Below are 14,613 nucleotides of genomic sequence, written 5' to 3' on the forward strand. Positions count from 1 at the left end.
AGCGACGTATGGAAGCTTCGGTGGCCGGGCGGATAAACCACCCGGCGCGTCATTCAGGAGGATGCGGCGACCGCAGAGTCGCCGCGCATAGCAGCGTCAAATCAGCTGCTTTCGGCTCGCTTCAGCGACAGGAACGGCAGGGCGACAACACGGGCATTGACATCGATCGTCGTGCCGTCCTTGTTCCAGCGCAGAGTCAACTGCGTTCCGACCTTGGCAATGTTGCCGCTGAGGTGGCCGAAGCCAATCATCTTGCCTGTCGAGGGCGACCAGGCGACGCTGCTGGCATGACCGACTTCTGCAGCGCCGTGGAACACCGGCACCGGATACCATTGTACCCGGCGGAGATTGCCCGGCGAGCCACCTTCGAGACCGGCGCCGCCAGCCGCCTGGGACCAATCGATGTCGAGGCCGACGAGTTGTCGGTGATCGCCCGCGCTTTGCATGCGCTCGAGTGCCGCCTTGCCGACGAAATCGCTCTTGCGGAAATCGATCAACCGGCCGAGGCCGAGATCGAAGGGCGAAGCGCGGTATTTTCCGTCCGCCTGGATGCCGGCGCCGCCATCATCGGGTCCTGCGCTGGTATAATCGTAGCCGACAATCAGCAGACCGGCTTCGAGCCGCGCAATGTCGAGCGCCCACGCCCCGGCAGGGAGAATGCCGTAGGGCATGCCAGCGTCCTGCACCGCGTCCCAGACGGCGACACCGTCATCGGCCTTGACCCAGAGCTCATAACCATGTTCGCCGGTAAAACCCTGGCGCAGGATTTCGACCTGCCGGCCGGCAATGGTGACCATGGCGAGGCGAGAGAAAGGCAACTCCTCGAAAGGCGCTTCGGTGACAGCCTGAAGGACTTCGCGTGAACGCGGGCCCTGCAAAGTCAGGATCCCGTAGGCCTCGGTGATGTCGGTTACCTCAACGTCGAGACCGCTGGCATGCTGCTTCCACCAGGTGAAACCGGGATCGGCCGACACGCGGAACGTGGTTTCATCCATGCGAAAGACAAGGCCGTCGCCCACGACATGGCCATTTTCATTGCACCACGGCGCATAATAGATCTGGCCGACCTTCAACTTGGTGATGTCGCGCGGGATGAGCTTGTCCATCAGCATTTCGGCATCGGGGCCGGCAATGACATATTTCGACAAAGGCGACATGTCGCCCATGGCAACCCGCGTGCGGATGGCGGCCAGTTCCTCGACCATGTCGGTATAGGCGTCGACGACCATGTTCCTGTCCCAGCGCATCCAGAGCGCTTGCTGGTTCAGGGGAGCCGTGCGCTCCACGAAAGGCGTGCCGCGAAATGCGACCCGGGCCCCCGCCACGGCCGACAGTCCCGACGTGAATTTGATATCGTTCATTCGATTTGTCCTCTCCACCGCAAATGCGGAACCTCTGGAGCCAAGGTACCGCTGCAACGGCCTTTGCGGCGCCTTGCGGGGCGGATATTCGGTAGGTGCTACCTTACCTGAGCTATGGGGAGCTTTTCATGTAGCATCGAAAGGGGACATGCCTCCGATTGCCTACCACATACCCGCAGTTCAGCCTCTCGCTTCAGCTTTTGGCCGGGAGCTTATTGAGACGCGCGCCCTTCTGCGTCCGGCAACGCCCGTACGGCACTATGTCCGGAACGGTGTCAGCTGTCCCTGAAGGCGCTGAAAATCGGGGAAACGCTAGTTCTGTAATTGGACCCTTACCAGGGACCGGCGCGACAGCTTGAAATTCGCATGCAGACATGTCTGGCGTTTATGGTGGTGGATGGTCGAACACGGGCTGCCAGGACAGCGACCGGACGAAGCTTTCGGTGTCGCGCTTGTCGGCGAATCTCCTTCAGTTCGCTCGAATACGCGGGGGAACCAATCGACATCTCGACGCACTCGGCCTTCATCAACGCAGCTACGGACGCAACATCGTACGAGGTGGCAGATCCGTCGCCGCATGATGGTGGCGCTGAAGCCGCTGCCTCTGCCCGCCACGCTGCCTCGGCCAACGACGGGCGAGGCCTGAGCACTCAGTCTATGAGAGGGGCATCGACTAGCGCTCTTGCGGAATACTCCACGTCGGGTGATAGACGGGATAGTTGGTTCGGGCGATACACCAATGACCGCCAAATATAGGCTTCATCGCGGCGGCCCAACGTGGAAATTATATCCACGTTGGGCGCCAGTCATGGTCTTTGAATGAGATCTGAACCAGCGGTCACGTCATTTCAGATTAAGGTCTTGATGGGAACCGAACTTCCGACGCTGTTGTTCCACGATCAGTATGACGGCAGGATTTCGCCAAAAGCGGTCAGGAAGCGATTCAAGCCAACGCCAAAAAAGGCGTTGACTTCATAGGTCCCAACAAGTCTCAAGCTGCAGCGTTGATGTCATCCAGATCGAAGATCAACCTCACCTTAGCCGCAATGGCCTTGCCGAGTTCAACATTGTTCTCGGCTGTGAAATGGATGCCGTCCACGCCATCGGTCGTTATGAATTCGCCCGCGTTCAGAAAATCGATTTTCAGGAACGACGTCAGGGACTCGTAGTATTTGCCGAGTTCCTTGGTTTTCTCGTGGCCACCGGCGAACATGCCCTGGAACCAGAAGTGCGGCATCGGAGCCAAGGGCGGTGGCGCGATAACCAGGACCTTGGGTGCGGGATAGGGCGTTCCGACGCCGCCCGCCGATGTCATGACCTGGCCGACCAGCTTCGACATGCCGTTTGCGATCTCGTAGGGCGTCCGCCGGAAATAGGACTTGGTGTCGTTGGTGCCGAGCATGATGATGATAAGGTCGAGCGGAAGATGGCTTGCCAGCGCGGACGGCAGATAGGCGCTCCCGTTAAGCCGCGGGTCGACAGGGTCGTCGAGATCCGTGGTGCGCGCGCTCAGACCTTCTTCAACTACCTCGTATTCGGATCCAAGATTGCTGAGCATAGCTCCGGCCCAACGCTGCTCGAACGGATAGCGCAAGGTAGGCGCACCATCTTCGGTGGGAATCCACCCCCACGTGAGCGAGTCCCCAAAACACATGATGCGTTTCTTATCAGCCACTGAAAGTCCTCCTGATCTGTTGAAGTTTGGGTTCAGGCCTTCGATGTGCGAAGGCCATAAAAGATTGCGGCGAGCATGATGATTGCTCCCTGAGCCATGAGTTTGCCCGGCTCTTGCACGCCAAAGATCGTCATCACCACGAAAAGCAGTGCGAACGACAGCACGCCGAAGAGTGGTCCAAGTACGCCTCCCTCGCCGCGGCCGAAGATGACGCCTCCGAGAATGGTTGCGGCCACCGCGTTGAGTGGGAAGTCGAGGCCAAACCTGATGCTTCCGACCGCTATGGAAGCTGTCTGGACCAGTGCGGCCAATGCCGCCATCAAACCAGCAATCGTGTGGGCGACAATGACGACACGCTCCGTTGGGACGCCGGAAAAGTGCGCCGCCTGAGGGTTTTCACCGACGGCATCGACATATCGGCCATAGACCGACTGTGACAGGAACAGCGCCATGATCGCCGCGAGAATGACCCAGATCACGATCGGCATCGGGATGGTGAACAATCGACTGTTATAGAGGTCGGCGAAGATTTTTGGCACATCTCCGGGCGGCTTTCCGCTTGCCAGGAACTGAACGACGCCGATTAGGATGATGTTGACCGCCAGCGTGACGATGACGGCGGACGACTTCCGCTTGCCGACCATCAGCCCATTGAACAAACCGATCACGAGGCCCATCGCGATTGAAATGAGCGCGAACTCCCATACCGGGGCACCACGGAACATGCCCGAGGAAATGACGTAATTGACGAGCAGAATGACGCCCGCGCCGGACAGATCGATCGAACGGACGCGCATGACCAGCAACTGACCCAGAACCAGGATGCCAAGGGGCGCAACCTGCCGGATGAAGATACTCAGGACATTGACACTGACCATCTGAGGACGCGTCGCCCAGATGACGAGGAACAACGCCAGGAAGACGAAATAGGCCGGGGGCACTCGGGTCAATCTACGTGCGATATTGGATGCAATCGCCATCTCAGAGCCCCATCTTCTTGCGGGTTTGCATCGCGACGACCAGGAGCAGGATGGCTCCCTTGATGCCCGTCTGCATGAAGGCCGACACGTTCATCAGGTTCATGCCATTGGCGAGCAGAGCCATGGCGAAAGCGCTAATCACGGTGCCGTGGAGGCTGCCGACGCCGCCCGCCAGCTGAGTGCCACCGAGCGCGACCGCGGTGATCGAGTCCAATGCGAAGGGAGGGCCGAGGTTCGGGTCGCCCGACACGATCCGACCAGCGAGGAACACGCCGGCCAGCGCCGCAAACACCGAACAAAGTACATAGGCGGTCAGAATGGTGCGCTTGTCGGCGATGCCGAAAGTATGCGCGGCATCCTCGCGGCCAGCCGCCACGCCGCCGCCCACGGCGAACAGGTGGAACCCGAGCCTGGACCCGTAAAGCAGTTTCCATCCGACAAGAACTACGACCACTATCCAGACGATTGCGGTCGGAATGCCGAACACGACGCCATCGACAGCATGCGTCACCAGCCAAGGTATCTGTCCGCCCGCCACTGGGCGGATCAGTCGGGCAAGGCCCTCGACAAGCATTTGCATCGACAGCGTAGCAATGATCGGATTGACGTTAAGACGCGTCACCGCGATCCCGTTCGCAGAGCCAATCACCAAAGCGACTATGAACACGCCGGGGATAACCACGTACGAAGGAGCGTCAGCCGCCAAAATGACCGTGGTCAGGCTGATCACGGAGCCGACCGAGAGGTCGAGTCCCCCCAGCAGAACGACGATCATCTGGCCGATGCTCGCAATGATCAGCGGCAGAGACTGGGAGAGAAGATTGAGAAGATTCCCTGCGCTGAAGAAGTCCCTCGTCTGGAATGAGAGCCAAAGGCAGCCGAGCACGGCCAGGAGCAACGGAACGGACCAAAGCCCCTGCCTTGAATTCCGCCCTATAAGTATGTTCCAAAACCCGTATGTCATCTTTTGCCTGCTGGTATCTGCGTCACGCAACGAGTGCTGCATCGAGAATCTTATGTTCGGTGGCGTCTTGCGCAGCCATCTCACTCGCGGCGGTGCCGGCATGGACAACGATGATCCGGTCGCACAGACCAATCAGTTCGATGGTCTCGCGTGACAGCACGATCGCAGCGCCGCCGTTGCTGGCGAATTCACGTAGAAGCTTGTAGATTTCCACCTTGGCTCCGATATCGACGCCGCGGGTCGGCTCTTCGATGAGGAGAATGTCGGCTTCCTTGGCGAGATATCGCCCAAGCAGAACCTTCTGCTGGTTGCCCCCGGAGAGCGACGACACTGACGCGGAGGAACTTGCCGCCTTCACGTTGAGCTTTCCCATCGTAGCTTCGACGATCTTTTGATAGCCGGGCGCGAAGGAAAGCATGTTCAGGCCTGCATGCAGGCCGATGGTGATGTTTCGCTTGATCGGCAGGGACAAAAGCAGCCCTTCGTCTTTTCGATCTTCGGGAATATAACCGACGCCCAGCGCCTGCATCCGCCGGACCCCGGCCGCGCGCGACAGGGGGAGATTGAAGGGGGTTCCCTTCACGCCGATTCTGCCTTCATGAGGGGTGAATTCGCCGATCACGCTGCGGAGAATCTCTCGCTGGCCCTGCCCCTCGAGGCCGGCCAGACCGAGTATCTCGCCGCGTCGCAGAGATAACGAGATAGGCTTGGAGTCCGGGGTCAGACGAAGCCCGTCGATCGCCAACACGGCATCGCCTGTCCCTGCGGCGCGCGCTGGATACAGGTCTTCGATCTGGCGGCCGACCATCATCGCGACAAGACCCTTGGGCGTGACATCCGCCATAGGCCGTGTATCGACGTTGCGGCCATCCTTGAGGACCGTGACGGTGTCGCACACCTGGAACACCTCCTCCATCCGGTGCGAGATGTAGACGATGGCTTTGCCTTGCGATTTCAGCCGCTGGATATGCCTGTTCAGCTTTTCGACGTCGGCTGCGTTCAATGCGGCCGTGGGCTCATCAAGAATAACAATATCGGCGTTCGCCGAGATGCCACGGGCTATTTCGACGAACTGTCTTTCCGCGATTGAAAGTTCCGAGATCAACGTACGGGGATCGAGATCAAGATCGAGCGAACGAAGTATGGCGGCAGCTTCCGCCTCCATCTTTCGACGGTCGATAGAGCGCGTGTTGGTCAGGGGTTCCTTGCCGAGGAAGATGTTTTCCGCGATCGTGAGGTTCGGCAGGACGGACAGTTCCTGGAAGACGGTGGAAATCCCATTTTCAAGAGCCTGGCGAGGATTGCGGACAATGAGCGGGACACCGTTCTTGGTGATCGATCCAGCGTCTGGATGTACGACCCCGGCGAGAATTTTCATGAGGCTGGATTTGCCAGCGCCGTTCTCACCCATCAGCGCGTGAACGGACCCGCGCTTGAGTTCCAGCGACACGTTCTCCAGGGCGCGACTGTTGCCATAGCTTTTGAAGATGCCCTGCATCGTCACCAATGTGTCCATTATCGCGCCTCCCTGTGTATCCGGCATTGAAGGGCTGCGGCGCGGACGCCGCAGCCCGTTCCATCACTTGTTGCCGTAGTACTTCTGCAGGTCTTCCTCGGTGAGGCTGGTGGGGAACCATGCGTTCGCCGAAAGGTCCGCGCGATAGTACTTCTTCACCTTCTCAAGGTCCCAACCCGGAGGATTGTAGACATAGCGCTTGTGCATTTCCTTGCCCTCGAGCAGAGCGATGGCAGCCCTCACAGCGGCCGCGCCCTGTTCCGGACCATATTCAGGCGAGATCGACTTGAAACCGTCGTTGATCCACTGCCCGAAGAAGCCGTTGTTGCCCTCGCCGCTGATCGGCGGAATGGCCGCACCAAATTGCTTGAACACGTCGACGCAGGCGCGGGTCATGTCCGCGCCGGACGACCAGATGCCGTCGACCTGCGGATTGTTGAGATAAAACGTCTCGCACACCTTCTTGCCATTATCGTATTGCCAGGAACCTGCATCCTCGGCGATGATCTTGATTTCGGTACCCTTCAGCGCCTGCAACAGGCCATTGTAGCGGTTGATGTCTTCGGGATGTCCTGGAAGGCCGCGAAGAACCCAGATATTACCTTTGCCGCCGAGTTCCTTGACGAGCCAGTCACCCATGACCTTGCCGAAATGCTCGGCGCCGCCCTGAATGTCGAGCGTGAAGTCCTGCGTTTCGGTTCGGCCGGTATGGACGATCACCGGGATACCGGCCGCCACTGCCTTCTTGATACCTGCATCCGCTGACGTCGCGGTAAGAGGCGTCACGATGATTGCATCGACCTTCTGCGCAATGAGGTCTTCGATGTCGGAAACCTGCTTAGCCTGGTCGATATTCGCATCGAGAAGAATGAACTTCGAAATGCGCTTATCGAGCTTGGCGGCAGCTTCAGCGTCATGCGCCATCTGCACGGTCCAGGTGTTGGCGTTGACACCGAAGTGACTCATGCCAATCACCCAAGGCGCTTCCTTCTTGTATTTGTCGGCGGCGACGATTTCGGTGTCACCTTCACGTGGCGTGATACCGTCCATCAGCTTCACGTCCTCGGCAAACGCCGACGTCGCCGACAGAACTGTCGACACAGCTAGGGCAAATACCAACGCGGTTTTCCTGAGAGTAGAGACCATGAGCGAATCCTCCTTTGCTCGTTGCGGTCAGCAGATCGGACGGAGGACAAGCCTCCCCCGCGGGCGGCTGCGAGCTGCCACTCGCAGCCGCCACCTCCAGAAAATCAAGAATCTGCTTTGGATTTCCTCCGAGGCTCAAAACAACACATGCATTACGTCCTTGTCAACAGTTATTCATGTTGAATGAATATTCAGAGTGTCTGCGTATTCCGATAGCGTTCTCCATTTCCAGCGTGTAAAGAATGGAGAAACCTCGCGATGCCCACGGCGGGGGCAAGAATGGGTGGAGGCATGCGAACCGTACTTTGCTTTGGAGATTCAAACACATACGGGCAAGTGCCCGGCAGCGGTCCACTTGACCGCTTTGGCCCTGACGCACGATGGTCAGGCGTGCTTCGACAACAGCTCGGGAGCGGATGGTACGTCGTCGAAGAAGGCCTGAGCGGCCGCACGACAGTCCGCGACGACCCGATAGAGGGCGAGCACAAGAATGGCCGACGATACCTGAAGCCCTGCTTGCAGAGCCACGCGCCGCTCGATCTGGTGATCATCATGCTTGGGACCAATGATCTCAAGGCAAGATTTAATCAGCCTCCGTCCGAGGTCGCGATGGGGATCGGCTGCCTCGTCTACGACATCAAGGAACTTGCGTCGGGACCGCGCGGCGCGGTGCCGGAGATCATGATCGTCGCGCCGCCACCCATTTTGGACGACATCCGGGAATGGCATTCGATCTTTGCCGGTGCCTCAGAGAAATCGCACAAGCTCGCACTTGAATTCGAGATCATTGCGGATTCTCTTGAGGTGCATTTTTTCGACGCAGGCACCGTTGCGAGCTGCGATCCAGCGGATGGCTTCCATCTGGGTGCCGAGGCGCACAGGTCGCTTGGGATTGCGCTCGCCCAGGAAGTCGAGGCGATTGGTTGGACGCGGGAACACGGATGAGACAGATGACGACCATACGAATCGAGGCCCCCGTTGCCTGATATGAGATTTGCCCCGCCGAATCCCCTTCGGATCGCGGACCGCGCGAGCGGCCTGAACTCGCTCAGTGTGCGCAGCCACAATGAACGGCTGGTGCTTTCCCTCCTGCTTCAAAACGAGGGAACCTCACGCATGGAGATTGGAGAAAAGACTGGCCTCTCGGCACAGACGATCTCCGTTATCGTGAGATCATTGGAGCAAGAAGGCTTGATCGCGCGCGGAGAAGCCCAGCGTGGCCGCGTAGGCCCACCGGCTATTCCGCTTTCCCTCAACCCCGAGGGTGCATGTTCTGTTGGCATTAGCCTGGGCTCGAAATTCATCGACGTCGTTTTGATCGATTTCGTCGGTTCGCTTCGCCACCGAGCGTCTTTCCCACTTCCTGTTGCTGCGGGGTCTGATCTTTCCAGTGTCCTGGCTAACGCCGTTCGCGAGGCTCTTGACGCAACGCCGATCATGCTCAGGAGCCGTATCGCAGGTGTGGGCTTGGCTATTCCCGACGACTTGGACGCACTGAAGTTCGTTGAAGGTGGCAAAGCACTTGAGGCTGCGGCGCTCCAGCGATACTTGGAAGTCGAACTCGGGCTTCCCGTTTTTGTCCAGAATGACATCACGGCCGCGGCGGGCGGTGAAAGCATGTTTGGGGTGGCCAAATCCCTGAACGACTATCTCTTCTTTTTTCTTGGTGGGAAGCTGCGCAGCCGCCTGATTCTCAACCACCAGATTTTCCACGGGAATTCCAATATCAGTTACGATGTCGGCCTGTTTAGAGCCGAACGGTTGCTTGCCCAGGATGGCCTTCCCGCCGGCTTTGTCTGGGAGCGAGAAGCCGATTGGCCGCCTTTGGGCGCGTCGATCGACAAATGGAAGGCGGAGTGCGTGGAAAAACTGGTTGAGTCGGTAACGGCACTGAGGCAGTTCGTGGACATTAGGACCGTGGTGCTTTCATCATTCTCACCCACAAGCACCTGCAAGATGGTTTGCGAAGCATTGAAGACAGCAATTCCTGATTTGACGGCTCTACCTGGAGCGATCGGGTTTTCCCCAAAGGCCGTCGGTGTCGCGAGTGTGCCATTCAGTTCACGCTTTATGGTGCAGTGACGCTCTTGTCACAAACGGACGTCCGACACGACGGTCTTGAGGCGGGCGTCGCTCGACTCATCTCGCAAAGCTACACGTTGCCCGAAATCAGGTTCCGGCCCATTACGTGCCCGCAAGACAAAGTGCCATAAACCTGTGACTTGTGGCATCACGGGATGTCGGCAATGTAAACGGTGTTCTGCCCCCACGTTGTCTTGGCCTCTGTGATCTGTGATCGGCATTCCATGGATGACGAAAGGGAGTTCCTGCATGGAGACTTCGTTGGAGATACTCACGACCGGGAGAGTCGGACGTGGCCAATGCAAACGCTTCGGTTTGCAATGGTCAATCATGATTTGCCCAAAAAGGGAAACCCGTGAGCCTGCATTAGGAAGGTCTGGTATTAGTTGGAGACAGCGCATCCTGCCACGCACGCTGAACCCGCCCAGAGAGTCGAGATTGCAGACTGCCGAGCCAGCGTCCGCCACTTAGTTGGAGATTGCTACAACATGAGCGCCAAGAGATCGGAGGCTTTGGAACAAGGTAATAATGCAATCAATCTGGATATTTCCATACATTACGCTCTAGCCTAAATTGAAAAATTTATTCTTTATACTCTTGTGATGCCAATACTAGTATTAGCGATGATTAAAATGAAAATTTTACGCAATATTTAATATGTATGCGTATTTAATCCACCTGAATCTAGGTATTGCCGAAAAATTGCCGGATAATTGCCAACATTACACCACATTTCACTTGCGTAACGCCCGCATACTTCTCTATAGTCGATCTGCCTCAGCGTTGCCGGTATTCGACAGAATCGCCGCCGTGTCCCGCCCGGGGTTCATGAAATATATCCATCCGATTTGATAATCTTAAGGAGATGCGCCATGGACTGCGTAAGGAGCATTGCATTCACCATACCGGGATCTTCAGGAAAAGCGGGAATTGATCTCCTGGTCGTTGAGAACCCAGATGGTACGCTGACATTCACCGTCGATGTCGCGGATGACCAAGGACGCCCGGCCGACCTGCGCGGGTTGTTTTTCCAACTGGCCGACGAGGCCAAGCTCGCCGGTCTCCACTTCAGCGGCGGGGGCGATCTGATCACCGGCTTTCAGGCGCAGGCGAACAAGGTCATCGACCTTGGCCATGGTGCGAACATGCACGGGGCTGTGAAGAGTGGATTTGATGTGGGGCTCGAATTCGCCCTGCCTGGCATTGGAAAAGGACACGGGAACGTCATCGACCCGGTCACGTTTACGCTCGACAACAGCGCCCACAATCTTACGCTCGACGACATAGCTAACGTGGTGTTCGGCGCACGGACGACAAGCGGCGGCCAGAAGCTGACCTTCATCGCGCCGGCCGCACCGGACGCGCGCGACGATACCTTCAGCATTTTCGAGGACGGGCAAAGCGGCCTCACCTCTCCGTCCCACGTTCCGCAGGGGGTGCTGTTCCAGGTGCTCGCCAACGATACGGACGCGGATGGCAACACGCTGACGATCACCCATGTCGAAGGCAACCAGCGCGGCACGGTACAGATCGTGGATGGCGACGATGCCGATCTCCTGGCTGGGGATGCGGTCCTCTACACGCCAAACACGGATTATGACGGCACGGACAGCTTCACCTATTGCATCACCGACAACCATGGCGGCACCGATTTCGCCAATGTGAACGTTGCGATCGCGGCGGTCGCCGACACGCCGCTCCTGAGCTATGAGATCGCGGCCGGAGACGCGGTCAACGAAATCAGGCTGACCGTCACCGCCACGCAGACCGACCTGGATTCTTCCGAGTTCGTCGATCGCATCGTTCTATCCGGCCTGCCGGCCGGCGTCATTGTTTCCGAGGCCTTGGTGAATCCCGGGGATCAGCCTGACCAACTCGTTCACCAATTCATCTTGACGCTGCCGGCGGATACGGACGTCAACTTCGATCTCGGCATCACAGCCGTGTCCCAGGAGACGTCAAACGGTGACGAGGAAGTCGCCTCCGTGAGCGTTCCGATCGTCCTTGAACATACCGTCACGAATGTCGATGCCGCTTTCCAGGCAACCGACCAGAGCATGTGGAACACCGGCAACCAGTTCACCTTCACGGACGACCGCTTCCTCGGCATCGACACGAGCTGGAATACCTCCGGCGGCGGCTTCGTCTACGGTGCCACGGACGGCCATCTCAAGGCGGGTTTCCAGTCCACGCTCAACTTCGAAGGCGGCGAGATCGACGCTTCCGTGCCCTACGACATCACAGTGGAGACAAGCTACAACAAGACGACGGACGTGCTCTTTCTTACCGCTGATGCAACGCTCGGAGCGGCGTCCTTTGCGACGGAGGGGCCGGAAGGCAGCTATGCCCTCGACTTCATTTTCAGCTTCCTGATGAACGCCAGCGCCGGTCTCGATTTCGGCGACCTCGGAAGCTGGGACATCTTCAGCACCACGGTCGGCCCCTGGGATGTCGATCAGAACATTCTCGATCTGGACAGTTCCGATCTCAGCGCGCAGGTTCCTTTGCCGGCGGGTTTTTCGCTGAGCTTCGAATGGCCGAACGTCGATACGACGAGCAGCGTGTCCGCGACGAATGTCATCACGTCTTCGGGCGCCAGCAACAACTTCCTGGAGCTTGGCCTGGACGTTGACGATCTTGTCTTCACGCTTCTGGGGATACCAAATCCGCTCAGCATCGGGTTCGATATCGAGGTCGCGGACGGCAGCATCGATCTGCTCGACCTTGACCTGGCCGCCGGCTTGAACTTCCTGCAGAACTTCGCACTCACCGTAAGCAGCCTGACGGGTGTCATCACATTCGAGGATGGGTCGTCCCAAGCCTTCGACTTCAACAGCGATATCACGCTGACCGATGCCTCCACCCGTGACTCCAATCATGATGGGCAGATTGGCTATACATTGGAGCTCGCGCCCAATGCGACGCTGGACAACGATACCGACCTCGGCTTCAATTTCGGCTACCAGTTTGACGTTCTCAAGCTGAGTGGCAGCTACGATATTGTCGTCGACAGCGGATCGCTGGATCTTGGACCCGTGTTCTCGGCCAACGATAATTTCCCGCTCGGCAGCGTGGATGTATACGACCAGACGTTCGACCTGAATTTCGGGGAGCAGGATTTCCTCTTCGCTGCCTGAGTTCGACTTATCGAGAATGTGGCCTGATAGACAAGGTCGCGCAGCTCGGTCGACGGCCACGTGATACCCCTCTCCCTCGCGGGAGAGGGGTGGAGGCACGGCGTGCCCGTATTTGCGAAGGGATACGTAGAGCCGCAAACCGAGACCCCTCAGAATTGCGCCGTTCCACGCCCCTAGCTGTCAACCGTGTTGAAGCCCGTCTTCGCTTCGCGCGAGCTCAGGGTCGTTTTCGTATTCATAGGAATCGCAGAACAACCTTCCGTTCCGACCCCAGTCTTCCCGATTAACATCGGTGAAAATGAAATTGATTGTTTCGGGCTTGCATTTGGCAATACGTGCGAATTCCCGGGTCAGCACCTCAGCCAACTCGCGCTTCTGTTCCAGGGTTCGGCCTGGAAACCAATCAACACGAATGAAGGGCATTTGGATCTCTTCTCCCAAGACGGTGTGGCACAGTTACGCAGAGAGCCATTCGTCGAATTGACATTCGAGGAGAGGCTATTCGATTGGCGGCGTCATTCCTAATCGGATTTCCCATCATGTTGCTATTTGCTTTTCCTATATGTCACGCGGTCCGATCGCTGCTACCGCCTCATTTGGAATATCATTCAGGACAGCTTGCCCGCGCACGCGCAGACAAACTTTAGTCTCGACCGGTGTGTGGGAGAGGGCCATAATCTAACCTTTGACGCGACCGTCTGGTGAGGCGTCGTAAACGTGCGGCCGATAGAGTTCATAGATGCGAGTTTCCCTTCGTCACTTTCGCTTCTTCGTTGCTGTCGCCGAAACAGGACAAGTGTCGAAGGCGGCCGCGGCGTTGTTCACGTCGCAGCCCGCGGTCACGGAAGCCATCAAGAGGCTTGAAACCGACATAGGCGTAAAGCTGTTCAATCGTAGCCCGAAGGGTGTGACGCTCACCTATGAAGGCGCGATTTTCCTCCAGCATGCCCAGAACGTGCTCGCAGCCGCGGTCGATGCGATGCTGGCGCCCCAGCAGGTGCAGCGCGACATGGCCGGCGAGTTAACGCTTGCATGCACCCACACCGTCGCAGGCTATTTCGTCACGCCTCTGCTCTTGCGATTCCGCAGGATCTTTCCGGCAATCAAGGTCAATCTCGTCGAGTTCGACCGCCCGGAGATCGAGCGGCGAATCCTGTCGGGGGAAGTTGATTTGGCCGTATGCCTGCTTTCCCCGCTCGAGCGCGGCAAAGACATCGAGACGGAGTTGCTGGTTCAGTCCAAAAGACGCCTTTGGCTGCCGGCAAATCACAGGCTGCTCGACCGTAAGAGCATCTCGCTGCGCGACATCCAGGCCGAACCATACATCATGCTTGCCGTCGACGATGCGGAAGAGACCACTATGTCCTATTTCAAGGCGGCAGGTTTGGAGCCGAATGTCGTGTTCCGCACGACCTCGATGGAAGCCATCCGCAATGTGGTTGCCGTGGGCTTCGGCGTGACCATCCTGTCCGACATGGTCTATCGGCCGTGGTCGCTTGATGGTGTGCGGCTCGCAGCGGCGTCGATCTCCGACGCCATTCCGAGCATGGATATCGGTTTGGCCTGGAACCGGAGTTCGGGTTTGAGCCGCGACGCAAGAGTGTTTATCGACGTGTGCCGCTCGGGCTCCGGTATCCTGGGCGGAATTGAATATGACGAGCCGCATTGAGGCGGCCGGAGGACATTGGAGCCGCTCATTATCGCAAATCCCGAATTTCAGTATTCTGCAATTCGATTATCAAACGGCGACGT

The 14,613-nt window shown here is 58.1% G+C and carries 11 protein-coding genes; 4 read left to right on the forward strand and 7 right to left on the reverse strand.

Features of this window, described 5'->3' with window-relative positions; all coding sequences use genetic code 11:
- Positions 1–101 precede the first annotated feature (101 nt).
- The 6 genes from ACSQ26_RS28810 to ACSQ26_RS28835 form a co-directional block, all read right to left on the reverse strand.
- Positions 102–1,361 (reverse strand): aminomethyltransferase family protein, encoded by a 1,260-nt coding sequence (locus ACSQ26_RS28810; RefSeq protein ID WP_436015609.1) that lies wholly within the window; start codon positions 1,359–1,361, stop codon positions 102–104.
- Positions 1,362–2,352: 991 nt separating this feature from the next.
- A complete protein-coding gene (locus ACSQ26_RS28815; RefSeq protein WP_436015611.1) occupies positions 2,353–3,036 on the reverse strand; it encodes an SGNH/GDSL hydrolase family protein in 684 nt (227 codons plus the stop codon).
- Between the two features lie 32 nt (positions 3,037–3,068).
- The gene (locus tag ACSQ26_RS28820; protein WP_436015613.1) at positions 3,069–4,016 is read right to left on the reverse strand and encodes an ABC transporter permease; all 948 of its coding nucleotides are present in this window, start codon (positions 4,014–4,016) and stop codon (positions 3,069–3,071) included.
- A gap of 1 nt (position 4,017) precedes the next feature.
- A complete protein-coding gene (locus ACSQ26_RS28825; protein WP_436015615.1) occupies positions 4,018–4,914 on the reverse strand; it encodes an ABC transporter permease in 897 nt (298 codons plus the stop codon).
- An 88-nt stretch (positions 4,915–5,002) separates the two neighbouring features.
- Positions 5,003–6,496, reverse strand: a complete 1,494-nt coding sequence (locus ACSQ26_RS28830; RefSeq protein ID WP_436015617.1) for a sugar ABC transporter ATP-binding protein — start codon at positions 6,494–6,496, stop codon at positions 5,003–5,005.
- Between the two features lie 63 nt (positions 6,497–6,559).
- Positions 6,560–7,642 (reverse strand): substrate-binding domain-containing protein, encoded by a 1,083-nt coding sequence (locus tag ACSQ26_RS28835; protein ID WP_436015619.1) that lies wholly within the window; start codon positions 7,640–7,642, stop codon positions 6,560–6,562.
- 291 nt (positions 7,643–7,933) lie between these two features.
- On the opposite strand from ACSQ26_RS28835, the gene ACSQ26_RS28840 reads away from it, so the two are divergent.
- From ACSQ26_RS28840 to ACSQ26_RS28850, 3 genes are all read left to right on the forward strand, one after another.
- Positions 7,934–8,587: an SGNH/GDSL hydrolase family protein gene (locus ACSQ26_RS28840; protein ID WP_436015621.1), complete on the forward strand. Its 654-nt coding sequence runs from the start codon at positions 7,934–7,936 to the stop codon at positions 8,585–8,587.
- A gap of 42 nt (positions 8,588–8,629) precedes the next feature.
- A complete protein-coding gene (locus ACSQ26_RS28845) occupies positions 8,630–9,724 on the forward strand; it encodes an ROK family transcriptional regulator (RefSeq protein ID WP_436015764.1) in 1,095 nt (364 codons plus the stop codon).
- An 872-nt stretch (positions 9,725–10,596) separates the two neighbouring features.
- Entirely contained in the window at positions 10,597–12,861 is a 2,265-nt protein-coding gene (locus ACSQ26_RS28850; protein ID WP_436015623.1) for an Ig-like domain-containing protein, read from the forward strand.
- Between the two features lie 180 nt (positions 12,862–13,041).
- Here the strand turns inward: ACSQ26_RS28850 and ACSQ26_RS28855 are convergent, their stop codons facing one another.
- Complete coding sequence (locus tag ACSQ26_RS28855; protein WP_436015625.1) at positions 13,042–13,284, reverse strand: tautomerase family protein; 243 nt, start codon at positions 13,282–13,284, stop codon at positions 13,042–13,044.
- A 316-nt stretch (positions 13,285–13,600) separates the two neighbouring features.
- Here ACSQ26_RS28855 and ACSQ26_RS28860 point away from each other — a divergent pair, with 316 nt between their 5' ends.
- Positions 13,601–14,530: a LysR family transcriptional regulator gene (locus ACSQ26_RS28860; RefSeq protein WP_436015627.1), complete on the forward strand. Its 930-nt coding sequence runs from the start codon at positions 13,601–13,603 to the stop codon at positions 14,528–14,530.
- Positions 14,531–14,613 lie beyond the last annotated feature (83 nt).

The sequence above is a fragment of the Rhizobium sp. LjRoot254 genome (genome assembly GCF_964254105.1).
Taxonomy (GTDB): Bacteria; Pseudomonadota; Alphaproteobacteria; order Rhizobiales; family Rhizobiaceae; genus Rhizobium_E.

Excerpts from the sequence above, each read along its gene's own strand:
- ACSQ26_RS28810 (WP_436015609.1), bottom strand. The coding sequence starts at position 1,361 with ATGAACGATATCAAATTCACGTCGGGACTGTCGGCCGTGGCGGGGGCC.
- ACSQ26_RS28820 (WP_436015613.1), bottom strand. The coding sequence starts at position 4,016 with ATGGCGATTGCATCCAATATCGCACGTAGATTGACCCGAGTGCCCCCG.
- ACSQ26_RS28830 (WP_436015617.1), bottom strand. The coding sequence starts at position 6,496 with ATGGACACATTGGTGACGATGCAGGGCATCTTCAAAAGCTATGGCAAC.
- ACSQ26_RS28835 (WP_436015619.1), bottom strand. The coding sequence starts at position 7,642 with ATGGTCTCTACTCTCAGGAAAACCGCGTTGGTATTTGCCCTAGCTGTG.
- ACSQ26_RS28840 (WP_436015621.1), top strand. The coding sequence starts at position 7,934 with ATGCGAACCGTACTTTGCTTTGGAGATTCAAACACATACGGGCAAGTG.
- ACSQ26_RS28845 (WP_436015764.1), top strand. The coding sequence starts at position 8,630 with ATGAGATTTGCCCCGCCGAATCCCCTTCGGATCGCGGACCGCGCGAGC.
- ACSQ26_RS28850 (WP_436015623.1), top strand. The coding sequence starts at position 10,597 with ATGGACTGCGTAAGGAGCATTGCATTCACCATACCGGGATCTTCAGGA.
- ACSQ26_RS28855 (WP_436015625.1), bottom strand. The coding sequence starts at position 13,284 with ATGCCCTTCATTCGTGTTGATTGGTTTCCAGGCCGAACCCTGGAACAG.
- ACSQ26_RS28860 (WP_436015627.1), top strand. The coding sequence starts at position 13,601 with ATGCGAGTTTCCCTTCGTCACTTTCGCTTCTTCGTTGCTGTCGCCGAA.